This is a genomic window from Arthrobacter flavus, assembly GCF_039526005.1.
In the GTDB taxonomy this organism is placed as follows: Bacteria; Actinomycetota; Actinomycetes; order Actinomycetales; family Micrococcaceae; genus Arthrobacter_D; species Arthrobacter_D flavus.
Map to the genome: position 1 here is coordinate 60,298 of NZ_BAAAIJ010000056.1, position 16,035 is coordinate 76,332.

15 protein-coding genes are annotated in these 16,035 nt (G+C 64.7%); 7 read left to right on the forward strand and 8 right to left on the reverse strand.

Features of this window, described 5'->3' with window-relative positions:
- Positions 1–17 precede the first annotated feature (17 nt).
- The 5 genes from hpf to mtrA all read right to left on the reverse strand — a co-directional run bounded on the left by hpf (position 18) and on the right by mtrA (position 6,041).
- Complete coding sequence (gene hpf, locus ABD059_RS14360; RefSeq protein WP_343881234.1) at positions 18–752, reverse strand: ribosome hibernation-promoting factor, HPF/YfiA family; 735 nt, start codon at positions 750–752, stop codon at positions 18–20.
- A gap of 173 nt (positions 753–925) precedes the next feature.
- The gene (locus tag ABD059_RS14365) at positions 926–1,798 is read right to left on the reverse strand and encodes a ComF family protein (protein WP_343881236.1); all 873 of its coding nucleotides are present in this window, start codon (positions 1,796–1,798) and stop codon (positions 926–928) included.
- A 122-nt stretch (positions 1,799–1,920) separates the two neighbouring features.
- Positions 1,921–3,657, reverse strand: a complete 1,737-nt coding sequence (locus tag ABD059_RS14370; RefSeq protein WP_343881238.1) for an LpqB family beta-propeller domain-containing protein — start codon at positions 3,655–3,657, stop codon at positions 1,921–1,923.
- Positions 3,647–5,362: an MtrAB system histidine kinase MtrB gene (gene mtrB, locus ABD059_RS14375; protein WP_343881240.1), complete on the reverse strand. Its 1,716-nt coding sequence runs from the start codon at positions 5,360–5,362 to the stop codon at positions 3,647–3,649. Before mtrB ends, ABD059_RS14370 begins: the two co-directional genes overlap by 11 nt.
- 1 nt (position 5,363) lies before the next feature.
- Positions 5,364–6,041 (reverse strand): MtrAB system response regulator MtrA, encoded by a 678-nt coding sequence (mtrA, locus tag ABD059_RS14380; protein ID WP_343881242.1) that lies wholly within the window; start codon positions 6,039–6,041, stop codon positions 5,364–5,366.
- A 150-nt stretch (positions 6,042–6,191) separates the two neighbouring features.
- Here mtrA and ABD059_RS14385 point away from each other — a divergent pair, with 150 nt between their 5' ends.
- The 7 genes from ABD059_RS14385 to ABD059_RS14415 are packed head-to-tail and all read left to right on the forward strand — an operon-like array spanning position 6,192 to position 13,418.
- Positions 6,192–7,520, forward strand: a complete 1,329-nt coding sequence (locus ABD059_RS14385) for a DUF7847 domain-containing protein (RefSeq protein WP_343881244.1) — start codon at positions 6,192–6,194, stop codon at positions 7,518–7,520.
- Positions 7,521–7,552: 32 nt separating this feature from the next.
- A complete protein-coding gene (locus ABD059_RS14390; protein ID WP_343881246.1) occupies positions 7,553–8,227 on the forward strand; it encodes a DUF4129 domain-containing protein in 675 nt (224 codons plus the stop codon).
- Positions 8,224–9,429 carry a DUF4350 domain-containing protein gene (locus tag ABD059_RS14395; protein WP_343881248.1) on the forward strand — a complete coding sequence of 402 codons (1,206 nt, stop codon included), beginning with the start codon at positions 8,224–8,226 and terminating at the stop codon, positions 9,427–9,429. The genes ABD059_RS14390 and ABD059_RS14395 overlap by 4 nt, the downstream gene beginning before the upstream one ends.
- Positions 9,426–10,427: an AAA family ATPase gene (locus tag ABD059_RS14400; RefSeq protein WP_343881250.1), complete on the forward strand. Its 1,002-nt coding sequence runs from the start codon at positions 9,426–9,428 to the stop codon at positions 10,425–10,427. Before ABD059_RS14395 ends, ABD059_RS14400 begins: the two co-directional genes overlap by 4 nt.
- 12 nt (positions 10,428–10,439) lie before the next feature.
- On the forward strand, positions 10,440–11,732 hold the full coding sequence (locus ABD059_RS14405; RefSeq protein WP_343881252.1) for a DUF58 domain-containing protein: 1,293 nt from the start codon (positions 10,440–10,442) through the stop codon (positions 11,730–11,732).
- Positions 11,732–12,745, forward strand: coding sequence for a phosphotransferase (locus ABD059_RS14410; protein ID WP_343881254.1), 1,014 nt, complete (start codon positions 11,732–11,734; stop codon positions 12,743–12,745). Before ABD059_RS14405 ends, ABD059_RS14410 begins: the two co-directional genes overlap by 1 nt.
- A gap of 1 nt (position 12,746) precedes the next feature.
- Positions 12,747–13,418, forward strand: coding sequence for a DUF4166 domain-containing protein (locus ABD059_RS14415; RefSeq protein ID WP_343881256.1), 672 nt, complete (start codon positions 12,747–12,749; stop codon positions 13,416–13,418).
- On the opposite strand, the gene ABD059_RS14420 is transcribed toward ABD059_RS14415, so the two are convergent.
- The 3 genes from ABD059_RS14420 to mnmA form a co-directional block, all read right to left on the reverse strand.
- Positions 13,415–14,440: a uroporphyrinogen decarboxylase/cobalamine-independent methonine synthase family protein gene (locus ABD059_RS14420; protein ID WP_343881258.1), complete on the reverse strand. Its 1,026-nt coding sequence runs from the start codon at positions 14,438–14,440 to the stop codon at positions 13,415–13,417. The genes ABD059_RS14415 and ABD059_RS14420 overlap by 4 nt on opposite strands.
- Complete coding sequence (locus ABD059_RS14425; protein WP_343881260.1) at positions 14,430–14,804, reverse strand: chorismate mutase; 375 nt, start codon at positions 14,802–14,804, stop codon at positions 14,430–14,432. Before ABD059_RS14425 ends, ABD059_RS14420 begins: the two co-directional genes overlap by 11 nt.
- A gap of 82 nt (positions 14,805–14,886) precedes the next feature.
- The gene (mnmA, locus tag ABD059_RS14430) at positions 14,887–16,026 is read right to left on the reverse strand and encodes a tRNA 2-thiouridine(34) synthase MnmA (RefSeq protein ID WP_343881262.1); all 1,140 of its coding nucleotides are present in this window, start codon (positions 16,024–16,026) and stop codon (positions 14,887–14,889) included.
- Positions 16,027–16,035: the final 9 nt, after the last annotated feature.

Consider the following 16,035-nt stretch of genomic DNA (forward strand, 5'->3'; position numbering starts at 1 on the left):
TCCTCTCCCCTACCAGCTCAGGCCGATGCCGAAGCCGCGGCTTCCCGTGCCCGGTAGGCAAGGAGTTCCTCGCGCGGATCCTCAGTTCCCTCGGCGCACCGAGCGTCGAGAGTGATGACGCCGTAGGTCCAGCCCTGCCGACGGTAGGCAACTGACGGTGCGCCGGTTGCTGAGTCGACGAAAAGGTAGAAGTCATGTCCCACCAATTCCATGTTGTCGACTGCATCCTCGAGTGTCATGGGAGTGCCGGAGAAGACTTTCCGTCGGATCAGCACCGGCGAGTCGCCGGCCGGAATGTCATTTTCGATCTCATAGCTGTCGACGACGCTGTCCTGGGCTTCCTGCGGGGCCTGAGTGGACTGCACTTCGAGGTACAGCGGCGCGGTGGTACTGGCGGGTTCAAGATCAGCTGTGGCTTCACGGACAGCGATGGGGGTGTGGCGTCCGTGGTGGACCTTCCGCCGGTCTCTGGCACGGCGTAGTCTCTCCAGCAGTTTGCTGTAGGCAAGGTCGAAGGCTGCAAATTTGTCTGCTGCTGATGCCTCGGCCCGGATCACGGGGCCCTTCGCCAGGACCGTGAGTTCTACGGTGAGCGCGCTATCCGCATTACGGGCGCTGGGCTCCTTGGTGACTTTCGCTTCTAGCCGCTGCACCTTGTCGCCAAGCTGCTCGATCTTATCGATCTTGTCCTCGGCGTACTCCCGAAAACGGTCCGAAACCGACAGATTTCGACCACTGATCAAAAACTCCATGGTGTCCTCCAAAATCCCTTAGGTGACACAACAGCGGCCGGGGAGTCGTGCTTCCAGCCGCTGTCGACGGATATCTATTCGTCCACAAGATACCCATACCTCACGTTAGTTCACCCGCTCCTGATATTCATCCTCCGGTGTTGGTTTTTTTCCGCAAGTTTTATTCGGTACTCTCATTCGGCCCGGGACGGCGGCTCGGTGGCGGCGACCACCACCGCCCCTGTCACCTCAGCTCCAGCCAGCCGGAGAACCCGCGTGACTTCGGCGATCGTCGCCCCGGTGGTCAGCACATCATCAACCACCAGGCACACTGCACCGGGGATCACCCGCCTGCCCCGCCGGAGGGACATGGTGAAGCGGACATTGGCGCGTCGCTGGGCCGATCCCAGGCCTTTTTGATGCTGCGGCCCACCTCGGCCGGCGAGCGCGGACGCCAGCCTGCCGGTGACACCCCGGTGCCCTACCAACCTGGCGGGCAGGCAGTCCGCGGGCAGCTCGCCTCGTCGAACCAGTCCGTCAAGGAGCAGGCCCAGAGGATCGTACCCGCGGCGGCGCAGCGACACCCCTTTTGCAGGCACCGGAACCAGAAGAATCACAGCCGTTTCACCGCCCTGACGCAGCCCTTCCACGGCCGAGTGCAGCGCTCCAGCGAGCGCCGCTTGCAGTGGCCTGCCCACATCGGTGCGGTGATGGTTCTTGTAGGCAAGGACCAGCCGTGCAAGTGCGGACCGGTAATGGCCGCCCGCTGTCACCGGCAGCGGATCGCCAAGACCTGTAGAAGACTCCAGCTCCCCGAGCGCCGGTGGCAGTGCGGGCGCACCTCGCTCGACCCTGACGGGGCGGACTGTCGCCTGACGGATGGCAGAGAGACACTCGGGGCAGAGTGAGATCAAGAGGCGCCCGCAGACAGCGCATTCGGTAGGGAACAGGAGCGACCAGAAGCCCACGATGGCATCCGTGAAGGTCTGCACGTCCGGCCTCATCCGGACGGCATCCAGGTGGCCGGCCACGCCCCTCCACCACGGGGGGAAACGGAATGCGTTCATCCCCTGACTGTGCCACCCGGTGAGTCCCCGGGGTCGCACCCGCAACCGAGTGTGGACAAAGTCAGTCGCCGAGCCTCAGCGGATCGACGCTGGGCGGCGCGGGGCGCGCGATCCCGTTAAGCTCAGCCCGGGAACGCCGGATCCTGGACACCTTCCACCGGCTCATTCGACCAAGTGTCCCCAACCCGGTTCCGAACCCCTTCCGAGGTGCCGGCGAAAATGGCCGTCGGCCCGGTGCCCGCACTGATATGCAGAATCCCCTCGAGGGACGACAGCGCATCAACGCTCCCGTCAAGACCCAGGAATTCAGGGGTCACCTCTTCCTCCGCGGAGGCCTCGGCGACGATGACCGTGTCCTCGTTGACCCACTTCGCGGTGTTGACCGGACCGCTGGCGAAGAGTTCCCGCGGAGTGCCAAGACTCTGCGGAGTGCGGTCGTTACTCCGCACGATCCCGGTCAGGAAAACACGGCTCACCCCCTCCTGCTCGGTCACGACCAAGGCCCTGGACCCGTCCCTCGACACCCTCAGTTCCAGCACTGCCGAATCAGCCAGCCAGGGTGCCGTCACCGACACCGCACTGTCCTCCGATCCGCCCGGGGGCACCGCGGTAACCGTTGACCCCAGGCCTTCAGGCCCAGTGCTGGCCGTCCACACCCAGTTGTTTGGGTCGAAACTAGGAGAAGTCAACCCCCGTCCGGTCGCAGCGATGATGATTTCCTGGTCCGGCCCGGTGGTGTAAAGCCGTGTCCGGTTTCCGTTGAGGAACGCAAAGCCCGCCCCGGAGAGGGTCATTGCCGGATCCTGGGGATCAAGGGCCGCCACCGAGGGGACGGCTTCAATGGGAACCGTCTCCCCCGTCTGGTAGAGGAATAGCTCATTGCCGGAAACGACGATCTGTTTGTTGCCGACCGCCGGATCACCGACTGGGATTAACAGATCTGGGTGGGGGACATTGCTCTCGTCGCCAAGGTACACCGGCTGCCCTTCGACAGTCATCTGCACCGAATTGACCGTGTTCAACCCGGCCAGGTTCTCCCGGAGTTGTTGCTGCATCTGTTGCCGGATCAGGTCACTGGTTTCCTGCAGCACATCGGGGGACAACTCAACCGTCGCCGTCCCCGACACGATGGGGACCGATTCGACGCCGAGGGTAGTGCTCTCGGGGAACGCACTGGTCACCGACCCCTGCAAGTAGGGCGCCGGACCGTCAAGCATCGCCTCCACAATATTCGTGGCAATGGCTGCCCGGTTCACGAACCACCTGACGTCGGGCACCCAGTGTTCAAAGGAACTGCTGTAGAAGTACAGGCTGTAGGTTTCAAGCAACAGCTCAGCCTGACTGGAAGAGATCATGATGCCGTTGGGGATCGAGGTGATACGCCATTGCCCGTCAGCATTCTGCTCGAGCTTCGCGGTGAGGCTTTCAGTGGTGGTAGCAGGAGCCCCCGTGCGGATACCTTCAGCGTTGATGGTCCCCTCGACTTCGAGCTGGATCTGGTAGACACCGTCGGTCGGCGACGCAGAAATCTGGGGGTCGGCACCGTAGATGATGATGCGCTCTTCGGGTCGCCATTGGGCGGCGAACTCGTCGGTGAGGTAGTCCCGTGCGATCTCGTAGTCGCCAGCGGCCCCCGTGCCGGCGTCGACGAAGGAGTTCAGGAGGGATTCCGGATCAGCGTCCTGGCGGGGGCCCGGTGGATTGAAAATCAGCGGGTCGGTGGTATCGGACCCGGTATCTGCAGTGATCACGCCCACTGGACCAGACGTGGGAATTGACGAGCAGCCGCTGACCACCAGCAGGATCGGCAACAAAAGAAGGGCCAGTGACCGGCTCAGTGGACGCCTGTTAGCGGGCATCGTGGGGCTCCTTCGGCAGTGTGGTTAGCTGCGGCAGCGAGTCCGGGGATGTCTCGACTGCCCGACGATCGGGCAGCCCGCCCGTCCTCGGCGGCAGCGGCAAAGGTGAGACCTTGAGAACGGAATCCCTGAGCTTGGGAAGCGTCAGCCGGAAACAGGCGCCTTTACCCGGTGATCCCCAGGCCTGTAGCCAGGCTCCATGGAGGTGGGCATCCTCGGTGGCAATTGACAATCCAAGGCCGCTCCCGCCCGTGGTTCGGGCCCGGGCGGGATCCGCCCGCCAAAACCGGTCGAACACCCGGGACGCTTCAAGCGGAGTCATGCCGATGCCGTAGTCACGAACGGCGACGGCGACGGCGTCGGGATTCGAGGCAATATAGATCGAGACGGGCTTCCCGTCTCCATGCTCCAGCGCGTTCACCACGAGGTTCCTGAGAATCCGGTCAATCCTGCGGGGATCCACTTCGACCAGGCATTCGGTCTCGCGGGAGATGATGCTCAGCTCGGAGCCGCAGGCATCCGCTAACGGCTGTGCGCCGTCAATCACGTGCCGAACCACCTGGAAGATGTCGACAGATTCCGCTTCAAGCACCGCAGCGCCGGCATCGAACCGTGATATTTCCAGCAGATCGGCGAGGAGTGCCTGGAATCGTTCCACCTGGTTGTACAGGATTTCGGCGGATCGGCGATTGACAGGGTCGAAATTGGCGCGGGCGTCGTGGAGTACCTCCGCGGCCATCCGCACCGTGGTCAGCGGGGTACGAAGCTCGTGGGAGACGTCCGAAACGAAGCGTTGCTGCATCTGCGACAGTTGCGCGAGCTGGGTGATCTGATCCTGAAGGCTCTCCGCCATGTGATTGAACGACGCGCCAAGCCGCGCCACCTCGTCCTCGCCCTTCACATCCATCCGTTCCTGCAACTCGCCGGCTGCCAGCTTTTCTGACACCACTGCAGCATGGCTTACTGGCCCCACGAGACTCCGGGTCACAAACCAGGCGATAGCCCCAATGATCACCAACAGGAGGATGCCGGCAATCCAGATCACCCCGTGGATGTAGTCAAGGGTGGCCTGCATCGAGGACAGGTCGTAGATCAGGTACAGCGCATATTCGGTCTGCCCCGGTGGCAGTGTCACCTTGGTGCCGAACGCGAGCCCCGGCACCCTCTCCCCTGAAGTCGACTCGATCGACGTGGCTGACCAGTATTGGTCATCACCGGACCTCACCGCGTTGGCCATTGCAGCCGGGATGGCGCTCGACTCGGTCAGGTTGTCGCTTCCGAATGGGGCGACGTAGATATCGGTGGTCTGATCGGGCACGATGGCGAGGATGAACCGCCGGGGTGCGTCAGCGCCTCCGCCTTCAAGGCTGGGCAGGGTGTCCTGCACTAATCGGAGGGTTGATTCACTATCGGTGGTCGACGCGCTGCTGAAAATTGCCGCCACCTCGCTGAGCCCGTTGCTGGACTCGGCGCGGAACTGTTCGAATCGTTCCTCGTATAACCCGGTGGCAATCTGGTTGGACAGAAAAGCGCCGACTGCAGCAAAGGCCACCGCGGTAAGAAGCAGGGTGGAGACGACAGTGCGGAACTGCAGCGACCGACGCCACTGCCGGGCGGTCCGCGAAAGCGCCGTCCGGACCCAGGACCAGACCTGTGAGGCCGCGTCACCCAGCCTGCTCCGGACGCTAGCTGCAGCGCTGTCCAACTTACCCCTGTCCTGCCTTGTATCCCACGCCCCGGACCGTCAGCACAATTTCCGGCGCTTCCGGGTCACGTTCAATTTTCGACCTCAACCGTTGTACATGCACGTTGACCAGTCGGGTGTCCGCGGCGTGCCGGTAGCCCCACACCTGCTCAAGCAGCAACTCCCGGGTGAAGACCTGCCACGGTTTGCGGGCCAGCGCGACCAACAGATCGAATTCCAGGGGGGTCAGTGAGATCCGGTCCCCGCCGCGGACGACCGAGTGCCCGGCGACGTCGATGGTGACCTCGCCGATGCGGAGAGTCTCGGGAGCCTTCTGGTCCCCGGGGCGCAGCCGCGCCCGCACCCGCGCCACCAGTTCCGCGGGCTTGAACGGCTTCGGCACATAGTCGTCGGCACCGGATTCCAGACCTCTGACGATGTCGGAGGTGTCCGACTTCGCAGTCAGCATGACGATGGGGAGGTCGGATTCGTTGCGGATCTGGCGACAGACTTCGATACCGTCTATCCCAGGGAGCATCAGATCAAGCAATACCAGGTCGGGTTTGGAGCTCCTGAAGATGTCCAGGGCCTGAGAACCGTCAGCGCAGAACACGGGATCAAATCCGTCGTTGCGTAGTACGATGCCGATCATCTCGGCCAGTGCTTCGTCGTCGTCAACGACCAGAATGCGTGCCTTCATATCTCCATAGTCTCCCATTGCCACGGCAATGTCGTACTAGCGCAATCGCTCCGCGCGCCCCAGCGCCGGGCAAGTTCCCGGAAATCCCTCCCGGTAACTATAGTTCTAGGAGACGGGTTCACAAGTGGAATAAACGTTCCGGGGGGCAGGATGAGCAACAATCCGCATGAGGGTGACCCAGCCGACAAGTCGACAGACGATACGGCGGGCCCACCTCTTTCACCACCTCACCCCCAGCCACCGCAGTGGGGCCAGCAACCACAGCCGGGGCAGCAACCGCAGTGGGGCCAGCAGCCACAGCCCGGGCAGAACGCCCAGTGGGGGCAGCAACCACAGTGGGGGCAGAACCCCGAGCCCACGGGATCACCCCAATGGGGGGCGCAGCCCGGCTGGCAGGGCGTTCCGCACGGCCAGTTCGCCGGCTATCAGGCACCGCCCAAACCGGGGATCATTCCGCTGAGGCCGCTGGGCCTGGGCGAGATCCTCGACGGGGCGTTCCAGGCCTGCCGGAAGAACCCGCTCGCAACCTTCGGCACCGCCATCCTGTTCCAGGTGGTGATTTCGGTTCTCACCCTGCTGTTGACGGTCGGCTTGTTCGGCTCGATCGCGCAGCTGGATCCAGTCAACCCGTCGATGGACGAGGTTGCCGGACTGGCGACGTCACTGGTTTCCATCGCTACGGCACTGGTGGTGCTCAGCAGCGTGGGTGTCCTTATTCTGCAAGGGGTGCTGGTCATCCCGATTGCCCGTGCGGTGCTCAATGAGCGCACTTCTTTCGTGCAACTGTGGAAATTGGCCGTCCGGCGGATCCTGCCCCTCCTGGGCCTTGGATTCCTCCTGCTTCTGCTGTTCATTGCCGGGCTGACGGTTCTGGTGGTGATTGCGGTGCTGTTGGCCACGCTCCTCGGTCAGGATTCGGTCTGGCTAATCGTGCTGGGAACCCTCGGCTCCCTGGTCCTGATGATCTGGCTCAGTATCAAACTTGTTCTTGCGCCGGCGGTCCTCATGCTGGAGGGTGCTGGACCGTTCACCTCCCTGCGCCGGTCCTGGACCCTGACTTCCCGTAACTGGTGGCGAACGTTCGGGATCCTGATCCTGACCAGCATCATCGTCTCTATCATCACCTCGGTGATTTCCACTCCCCTGAGCCTGCTTGCCACCCAGTTCGTGTCCTTCAGCGACTCGCCGGCCGAACTCGGCGATGACCTGATGAACTCCCTGCCCATCCTTGTGGTGGGTCAGCTCATCACAGCTGTCTTCGGTGCGATTGGTTACGCCTTCCAGGCCGGCGTGACCGCGCTGCTCTATGTGGACCTTCGCATCCGGCGCGAGGGGTTCGATGTGGTCCTGCTGCGCGAACATGAGGAAGCAAATGCGGGCCGGTTCACCCCGATCCCCGGCCAGTCTGCCAACCCCGGCGGCCAGCAATTCGGTCACCGGCCGGGTGGCCCACCGAGCCCACCCACCACCGGGACCTGAACAGGGTGCCACTTTCGCCAATGCTGGTCCGCTTGACTGAGCCCTCGGTGCCGATCGCTGATCGGATCCCGGTCATGCCCGACGACGAGGAAGCCCGCGGTTGGCTCATGGATGAGCTCGCCCAGGGCCGCTATCAGGAGGCTGAACCCAATTTCCTGGAACGGATCGCCACCTCGATCCTGGAATGGCTGGGATCCATCTTCGCCGACTTACGGCCGCTTGAAGCCGGGCCCGGTACGTTGCTGCTCGCCCTGGGCGCCGCGGTGGTGATCGCCGCAGCGGTGTGGCTGGTTAAACCCCGCCTGAACGCCCGAACCAAACGTTCCCGCACCGGGGTGTTTTCGGGTGATACCGTCCGCACTGCTCACGAGCATCGTGGGCTAGCTGCGGCCGCTGCGGAATCACGGGACTGGGACCTTGCTCTGACCGAGCGGCTGCGGGCGGTGATCCGCTCGGCCGAAGAGCGGGGAATTGTCGATCGCCAGCCGGGACGGACAGCGGGTGAGACGGGAGTGCAGCTCAGGGCCGCCTTCGGGGTCGTCGGCAGCGACACCCTGTGGTTAGCCGACCGCTTCAACGAAGTGCACTACGGCAACCTGCCGGCCAACGAATCCGATTACCAGCGTGCCACGGCGATCGATGAGCTGCTGGCGTCCGCCCGCCCGGATCTGCAGCAGTCGGCGCAGGAACTGGCGGCACCCCGATGATGACTGTCGAAAAGGACCAGGCCACCGTTGCCGAGGTTGTCGGCGACGGTAGCAGCGCTGGCCGTACCGCAGCCACCCGCATCCGTAGGATCGCTCCCTGGCTGGCACTGGGATTTCTCCTGGTGACTGTGGTGCTCGTGGGGTTTTTCGGACGTTCCGGGCAGGACGGCGTCGCGCTCTCCCCCGCCAACCCGGCACCGGCAGGAGCCATGGCGCTCGCCGAGGTGCTGAAAGGACAGGGCGTCGAGGTGGTCCATGCGGAATCGCTCGAGGCTGCCGCGGCGTCGGCGTCGGCTGGCGCCTCGACCCTCCTGCTCCATGATCCGGATTCGTGGCTCACCTCCGAGCAGCTGAGCACCCTCGACGGCGTCGCCGACCGGCTGGTTCTGGTCGAGCCAGACAACATGATCCTGGGCGAACTTGCCCCCTCCATTCGACAGGCCGGTTTGATCCCCACCTCCGAAGACGATCCATTGCCTGCAGCCTGTCAGGTTGGGGACGCCGCCGCGGCCGGGACCATCTCCGCAGGCGGTTTCGCTTACCGGGCCGATCTGATCTGTTTCCCCCCGGCCACCGCGCAGGGCGGTCCCCCCTCGGGCTCCTACGCCGCCACGGCTGGCCAGGAGGTGGTGGTGCTCGGCCACGGGAGCATCATCAGCAACGAAGCCATCGACCAGGACGGCAACGCGGCGCTTGCCCTGCGAACCCTGGGGAGCAGCCCCGTCCTCATCTGGTACCAGCCCACGGCCGCCGATCTGGCGCTGACCGATGCACCGGTCGACCCGCTCAATCTTCTGCCCGACTGGGTGAACCTGGTGATGCTGTGGCTACTCGGGACTGGCCTGTTGGCTGCTTTGTGGCGGGGACGCCGGCTGGGGCCGCTCACCGAGGAACCGCTACCCGTGGTGGTGCGGGCGGCCGAGACGGCCGAAGGACGGGCGCGGCTCTACCAGGATTCGGCATCCATTGATCGCGCCGCCGCCAACCTCCGGGCCGCCACCCTGATTCGTCTCGCGGCACGGCTTCGCTTGCCGGCAACGAGTTCGGCAACCGAGGTGGTCGCCGCTGCAGCGCGCCACTCCCCACGGTTACCGGCCGACCTCGACCAACTCCTGCGAACCGAGACACCAACGTCCGACGCCCAATTGGTGCGCTGGAGCCAAGACCTTGACGCCCTAGAGAAAGAGATCGACGCGAGATGAGTCAACACATCCCGACCCACCAGGACTCGCCCGTGCCACCGGGCGGGCCCGGTCCCGAACGCCAGGCCCTGCTGAACGTGAGGTCCGAGGTTGCCAAAGTGATCGTCGGCCAGGACGCGGCAGTGACCGGTATGCTGATCGCTCTGCTCGCGAAGGGCCACGTGCTGCTGGAGGGTGTCCCCGGCGTCGCCAAGACCCTCCTCGTGCGCACCCTGTCGGCCGCTTTGAGCCTCGATACCAAGCGTGTCCAGTTCACCCCCGATCTGATGCCGGGAGACGTGACGGGATCGCTAATTTACGAGGCACAGACCTCGGAATTCACCTTCCGCGAGGGGCCGGTCTTCACCAACATCCTGTTGGCGGATGAGATCAATCGGACGCCGCCCAAGACCCAGGCCTCCCTGTTGGAGGCCATGGAGGAACGCCAGGTCTCGGTCGATGGCGTTTCGCGGGCGCTCCCCGATCCGTTCATCGTCGCGGCCACCCAGAACCCGGTGGAGTACGAAGGTACCTATCCCCTGCCCGAGGCTCAACTCGACCGCTTCCTGTTGAAGCTCACCCTGTCAGTGCCAGACCGGGACGACGAAATAGAGGTGATCCGCCGCCACAGCGCGGGCTTCGATCCCCGGGACCTCGCTGCTGCGGGGGTGCAACCGGTCGCCTCCGCCCTTGATCTGGCGGAGGCCCGACGAGCGGTGGCAACAGTAGCGATCGCGCCGGAGGTCATCGCGTACATCGTTGATGTGGTCCGCGCAACCCGTACTGCTCCGTCTTTCCAGCTCGGGGTTTCCCCGCGTGGCGCCACCGCATTGCTCAATACCGCCCGTGCCTGGGCCTGGTTGTCAGGCCGTACGTTCGTGACTCCCGACGACGTCAAGGCCCTCACCCTGCCAGCGTTGCGTCACCGGGTGTCGATGCGCCCCGAGGCTGAAATGGACGGCGTCGAAGTGGATGATGTGCTGTTGGGGATCCTCGCTACCGTCCCCGTGCCACGTTAGGCCCCGGGCCGCATGACTATCACCGGACGATTCGTCCTCCTGGCGTTCCTCGGGGTAGTGCCCGTGGCGCTTTACCCGGGCGCGGTGTCCATCCTGATCTGGACCACTGCGTTGGTTCTGGTAGGAGCCCTGGACCTTTCCCTGGCCGCCTCGCCGAGGAAAACGGGACTCAGCCGGGACCTGCCGGACAGTGTACGCCTGACCGAGGCTTGCACCAGCACACTCACCGTCCGCAACTATTCCCGGCGCCAGCTCAGGGCCATTGTCCGCGAGGCGTGGCAGCCGTCGGCAGGAGCAGTTGATGCAGTACAGCATGTCTCGGTTCCACCGGGTGAATCCAGGCAGCTGTTGATCAGGTTGCTCCCTGAACGGCGGGGACATCTGCGGGTGGAACAGGTGACGATTCGCAGCGTCGGCCCGCTGGGGCTGACCGGCCGTCAGGTGAGTATTCCGGCGCCCGGCCTCCTCCGCGTACTACCCCCGTTCCATTCCAAGCGCCATCTTCCGTCAAAGCTTCGCCGGTTGCGTGAGCTTGATGGCCGGGCGGCCGTCCAGATCCGCGGTGCCGGCACCGAGTTCGATTCGCTCAGGGACTATGTCAGGGGCGACGACGTCCGCTCGATCGACTGGCGTGCGACCGCCCGCCGCCGCGACACAGTGGTACGCACCTGGCGCCCGGAACGCGACCGGCGGGTGGTCATCGTGTTGGACACCTCGCGCACTTCAGCCGCGCGGATTGATGATGAGCCCCGGCTGGACACGAGCATGGAGGCTGCGCTGCTGCTCGGGGTTCTCGCGCAACGGGGTGGGGACCGGGTGGATTTCCTTGCCTTCGATCGCCGTCCGCGGGCCAGGGTGAATTCGGCGGCCAAGGGGAATCTGCTCAATTCCCTCGTCAAGGCGATGGCACCGTTGGAACCCGAGCTGATTGAAGCCGACTGGTCACGGGTACCCGGCCAGATTCGGTCCATCTCCTCCCATCGTTCACTGGTGGTCCTGCTGACGTCGCTGGATTCAGGCTCGGTTGAAGAGGGACTGCTGCCGGTGCTGGCCGATCTGACCTCGCAGCATGTGGTGGTGGTCGCGTCAGTTCGGGACCCGCGGCTGGATGAGATGCGCAGCGAACGCCAATCCGTGTCCGACGTGTACCGGGCCGCGTCTGCCGAGCGCGCCCTGCTGGATCGCGCAGCGGTGGCAGCCCAGTTCCGTCAGCTAGGGGCAGAAGTGGTCGATGCTACCCCGCACGAACTGCCGCCACACCTTGCTGACATGTATATCCGGCTCAAAGCTGCTGGTCGGCTCTGATGATTCCGACCGAAGGTAGCGCCGGGATCGACTACACCCGAACGGCCCGTCGTGCCCCGTGGGCGACGTTGCCCGCGGCTGTCAGTGACCGAATCGCGGCCGAGCTGGGATCCCCACCGGAGACCGTCACCCCGGCCGGCGGTGGCTTCACCAACGGTTTCGCTGCTGTCGTCGGCGCCGGGAACCGCAGCCTCTTCGCCAAGGCGGCCCCTGCTACCAATCACCCCATTTTCGCCGCCTATGTCCGCGAGGCTGAGGTTCTCGCCGCGCTGCCGGCCAATCTGCCTTTCCCGTTACTGCACTTTGCGGAACTGATCCCCGCTGCTGGAACCCAGTGGCAACTGCTCTGCTTTGAGGCCATTGACGGCTACATGCCGGGGCAGCCCTGGACCGCCACCGATCTGGGGGCCGTCCACCGGTCATTGCTGACGGTTCAGTCCGGTCTTCAGGAGTTGCCGACCGAGTTCTCCGGTGGTTCGATGGTCGACGACTTCTTTGGCGCTGACTCACAGACCGGTGTCTCCGACTGTTGGCTGGTCAATGATCGGCTCCCCTCCTATCTGTCCCCCCTTAAACCTCGGCAGATGGCGGAGCTTCAGGACCTGACCCTGCTCGGCCGCGACGCGCTGGTGGGCGACGCAGTGCTGCACAATGATCTCCGGGCTGACAACATTCTGATCCGTTCCAACCCGAGGAGCACCACCGAACCCGTTGCGCTTTTTTGTGACTGGAACTTCCTGTCCACCGGCCCGGCGTGGGCGGACTGGGTGGCGCTGCTGGTGTATCCGCGCCACGCCGGGATCGACGTCGGTCCCTGGCTCACCGAGTCACCGCTGAGTGCAGACGCCGACCCCGAACATATTGATGCCTGGCTAGCGGTCCTTGCCGCCTACATGGTGACCAGTGGATCCCAACCGGACCTGGCCACCAGTCCCTTCCTGCGCACCCACCAACGATTTACCGCACGCATCCTGATCGACTGGATCAGCGAACGACGACACTGGGAGTTCTAACATGCTATCCATCTACCAGCGCGCTCTGGGCACTGACTTTGACCGGCTCCAGCCGGAACTCCAGGCATATTTCAGCCTCCACTCCGGCGCGGGAAAGGCCGGCGTGGGCAGCGGCACCTTTGAGGTAGCGGGCTGCCCGGCCTGGTTCGCTCGACCCGTTTTCCGGCTGGCGGCTGCGGAGAACTCGTTCTTCCCCGAATACGGGACCGATGTACCGTTCACGATCGTCAATTACCCGCATACGGATCCATTCGGCAGGTCTTCGCTGACCGCCCGGCGTGTGCTGCACTTTCCTGGGGTCGACCGCGTTTTCGAGGACACCACCTCCGAGGAGGACGGCCAGTTGCTCGACTATGTGGGAGCGCACCGGCTGACGCTCACCGACCTCACCTGTTCCGTCACCGCTGAGGGTCGGATGCGGATGGTCTCCAACCGGACCCGTGTGTTCGCCGGCCCGGTGCGGTTGGCTGTTCCCGAGGTTGTTGGGGCCACTGCCTACATGGAGCAGTGGTGGGATGAGACGACGGGCAGGTTCAGGATCCAGACCCGGGTGGTGCAGCGGCAGCTGGGTACCCTTCTGGTCTACGCGGGGGCCTTTGACTACCACCTGGTCGATTTTGACGGCGTGTTGCCCCCAGGCGCCGAACCGCGGCGCTGGGAAAAGCGCCGCTAGTCGTTAGCCATCTCCTGGTTCAGCGCATCGGCGGTCTGGGTGAGGCGCCGCAGGATGTTTGCGGCGGCGGTGGGCGAAACCCCGGCCAGCCCGGTGTCGGGGGTCAACCGCAGCTGCGCCAACCGGTTCAACGGCAACCCCAGCATCCGCCACGGTGACAGGACTGCTCCCGCCAGGGCGGACACCGTGGGGACGGCCCGCGGGTCAGGGATGATTCCCGCCCACAGTTCGCCTCCCGCTTCGAGCTGACCGGCCAGGGACTCCCACTGCGCCATGGACAACCCCGCGAGGGGAAGCGCCACCGCGGTAATTCTGCTGGTCGCCAGCACATCGAGGGGCGCGCTCTCGGCGGGGAATGACACCGCCACAGTTCCGGCCCCGGATTCTCGCACTGCCTCAGCTACGGTGTCCCACGCGTCGGCGGCTTCCTGGTCCGGTACCGCCCGAAGGGTCCGGTAGCCACTTGCTGTCGGCACACCGCCGGCCAGCACACTGGCGATTTCGGGTTCGTCCAATTGAACCTGTATCAGGGCGCCCGGCGCCACCGATCTGACCCTGCCGATCAGGGCGGCAGCACCTGCTGCCAGGGAATCCCTGATTTCGCGGCGTGCCCCGACGTCGAGCAAGGCGCGTTCCCCGCTGTGCAGATGAAGGTTGGCGGCAAGGGACAGCGGTCCCCGTAGGTGGATCTTCACAGCGGGCCCCGGCTCTGATTCGGCGCCAATCACATCACCGAGCACGTTCAGATCGGTGGACAGTGCCGAGACGGCCCGGCGGTGATCCTTACCGGGCCGGTCAACGAGGCGCCAGCCGTGGGGCTGCACATCAACTGGCATTTCCACCAGGATGGCTGCTGTCCGCCCGACGGCGTCGCTACCGACCCCGCGGTCCGGCAGGGATACCAGGTGGGGAAGGTGCGGGTCGCCGAGCTCTCCCCGGACCACCCGGGTTGCTTCGAGCGGGTCGGTTCCTGGCCATTCACCGAGGGCGGTAGCCGTGACCTGGGAGGAGCTAGGATCCACCGGGGCCCTCCGGCAAGCGGCGGTTCTCGGACAGCGCCTGATGGTGACGGATCACCTCGGAGATGATGAAGTTCAGGAACTTTTCGGCGAAGGCCGGGTCGAGGTTGGCTTCTTCGGCCAGCGCGCGGAGCCTGGTAATCTGGGCCGCTTCCCGATCCGGGTCGCCGGCCGGTAGCTGGTGCTCCGCCTTGAGTATTCCCACCCGCTGAGTGGCCTTGAACCGCTCGGCGAGAAGATAGACAAGCGTCGCATCGATGTTATCGATACTGCTCCGCACGGACAGGAGCTCCGCCATCACCTCGGGTTGTACCTGCCCGGCAAGGGAGCTTGCCCCTGGGTCGTAGCCGCTGCTCGATTCACTCATGCATCAAGTCAAACACCAGTTGCAGACTGCCGACTAATCCTGGGACGACATATTCAACCGGCGGTGCGATGAGGACGGGCTCCTACAGGGCTGGCTGCAGCTCAGGGCGTTCCAACGACCGGGCGGAGTCGAGGGTCGCCTGGCCCAGGACCCGTGTCCCCTGGTACAGGACGACGGTCTGGCCCGGGGCGACGCCTCGCATCGGTTCGTTCAGCCGAACCACGAGTTCCGCCGAACCGTCGCCGTCGTTCTCCATCCAGGCCACCGCGTCAACAGGGTCGCCATGGGCACGCACCTGCGCCATGCACTCAAATTCGCTGCCGGTCACTACCTCGTCGATCGGTAGTCCAGCCCAGGACACCTTGATGCCCCGCAACTGGTCCACGGCCAGCATCCGCTCGGGACCGACCACCACCTTGTTTTCCTTCGGCCTGATCTCCAGCACGAAGCGTGGCTTGCCGTCGTCGGCGGGTGTGCCGAGCTTCAGGCCACGGCGCTGGCCCACTGTGAAAGCGTTGGCGCCGGGGTGGGTACCCACCTGCTCCCCGGCGGTGTCGACAATCGCACCCTCGGTCATCTCAATGCGTTCAGCAAGCCAGCCACGGGTGTCACCGTCGGGAATGAAACAAATGTCGTGGCTGTCGGGCTTGTTCGCCACGGATAGTCCGCGGCGCTCGGCCTCGGCGCGGACCTCGGCCTTGGACGGGGTTTCAGCCAACGGGAACATTGAGTGCTTCAGCTGCTCGTGGGTGAGGACGCCCAGCACATAAGACTGGTCCTTCGCCCAGTCCGCTGCCCGGTGCAACTCGCGGTTCCCGTCGCTGTCCTCAATGACCTTCGCGTAGTGGCCGGTGCAGACGGCGTCGAAGCCCAGCGCCAGCGCCTTTTCCAGCAGGGCCGCGAACTTGATCCGTTCGTTGCAGCGCATGCACGGGTTCGGGGTGCGACCGGCGGCGTACTCGGCGATGAAATCGTCGACAACGTCCTCCTTGAATCGTTCCGAGAAGTCCCACACGTAGTAGGGAATCCCCAGGATGTCGCAGGCCCGCCAGGCATCACGGGAGTCCTCGATGGTGCAACACCCACGACTGCCGGTGCGTAGGGTGCCCGGCATGCGCGAAAGCGCCAGGTGGACGCCGACGACGTCGTGCCCTGCCTCCACTGCCCGTGCTGCGGCGACGGCGGAGTCCACTCCGCCGCTCATTGCTGCGAGTACCTTCATGAGTTGTCC

Coding starts and splice junctions, on each gene's coding strand:
- ABD059_RS14365 (WP_343881236.1), bottom strand. CDS start 1,798: ATGAACGCATTCCGTTTCCCCCCGTGGTGGAGGGGCGTGGCCGGCCAC.
- mtrA (WP_343881242.1), bottom strand. CDS start 6,041: ATGAAGGCACGCATTCTGGTCGTTGACGACGACGAAGCACTGGCCGAG.
- ABD059_RS14400 (WP_343881250.1), top strand. CDS start 9,426: ATGAGTCAACACATCCCGACCCACCAGGACTCGCCCGTGCCACCGGGC.
- ABD059_RS14425 (WP_343881260.1), bottom strand. CDS start 14,804: ATGAGTGAATCGAGCAGCGGCTACGACCCAGGGGCAAGCTCCCTTGCC.
- ABD059_RS14370 (WP_343881238.1), bottom strand. CDS start 3,657: ATGCCCGCTAACAGGCGTCCACTGAGCCGGTCACTGGCCCTTCTTTTG.
- mnmA (WP_343881262.1), bottom strand. CDS start 16,026: ATGAAGGTACTCGCAGCAATGAGCGGCGGAGTGGACTCCGCCGTCGCC.
- ABD059_RS14415 (WP_343881256.1), top strand. CDS start 12,747: ATGCTATCCATCTACCAGCGCGCTCTGGGCACTGACTTTGACCGGCTC.
- ABD059_RS14405 (WP_343881252.1), top strand. CDS start 10,440: ATGACTATCACCGGACGATTCGTCCTCCTGGCGTTCCTCGGGGTAGTG.
- hpf (WP_343881234.1), bottom strand. CDS start 752: ATGGAGTTTTTGATCAGTGGTCGAAATCTGTCGGTTTCGGACCGTTTT.
- ABD059_RS14395 (WP_343881248.1), top strand. CDS start 8,224: ATGATGACTGTCGAAAAGGACCAGGCCACCGTTGCCGAGGTTGTCGGC.
- ABD059_RS14385 (WP_343881244.1), top strand. CDS start 6,192: ATGAGCAACAATCCGCATGAGGGTGACCCAGCCGACAAGTCGACAGAC.
- ABD059_RS14410 (WP_343881254.1), top strand. CDS start 11,732: ATGATTCCGACCGAAGGTAGCGCCGGGATCGACTACACCCGAACGGCC.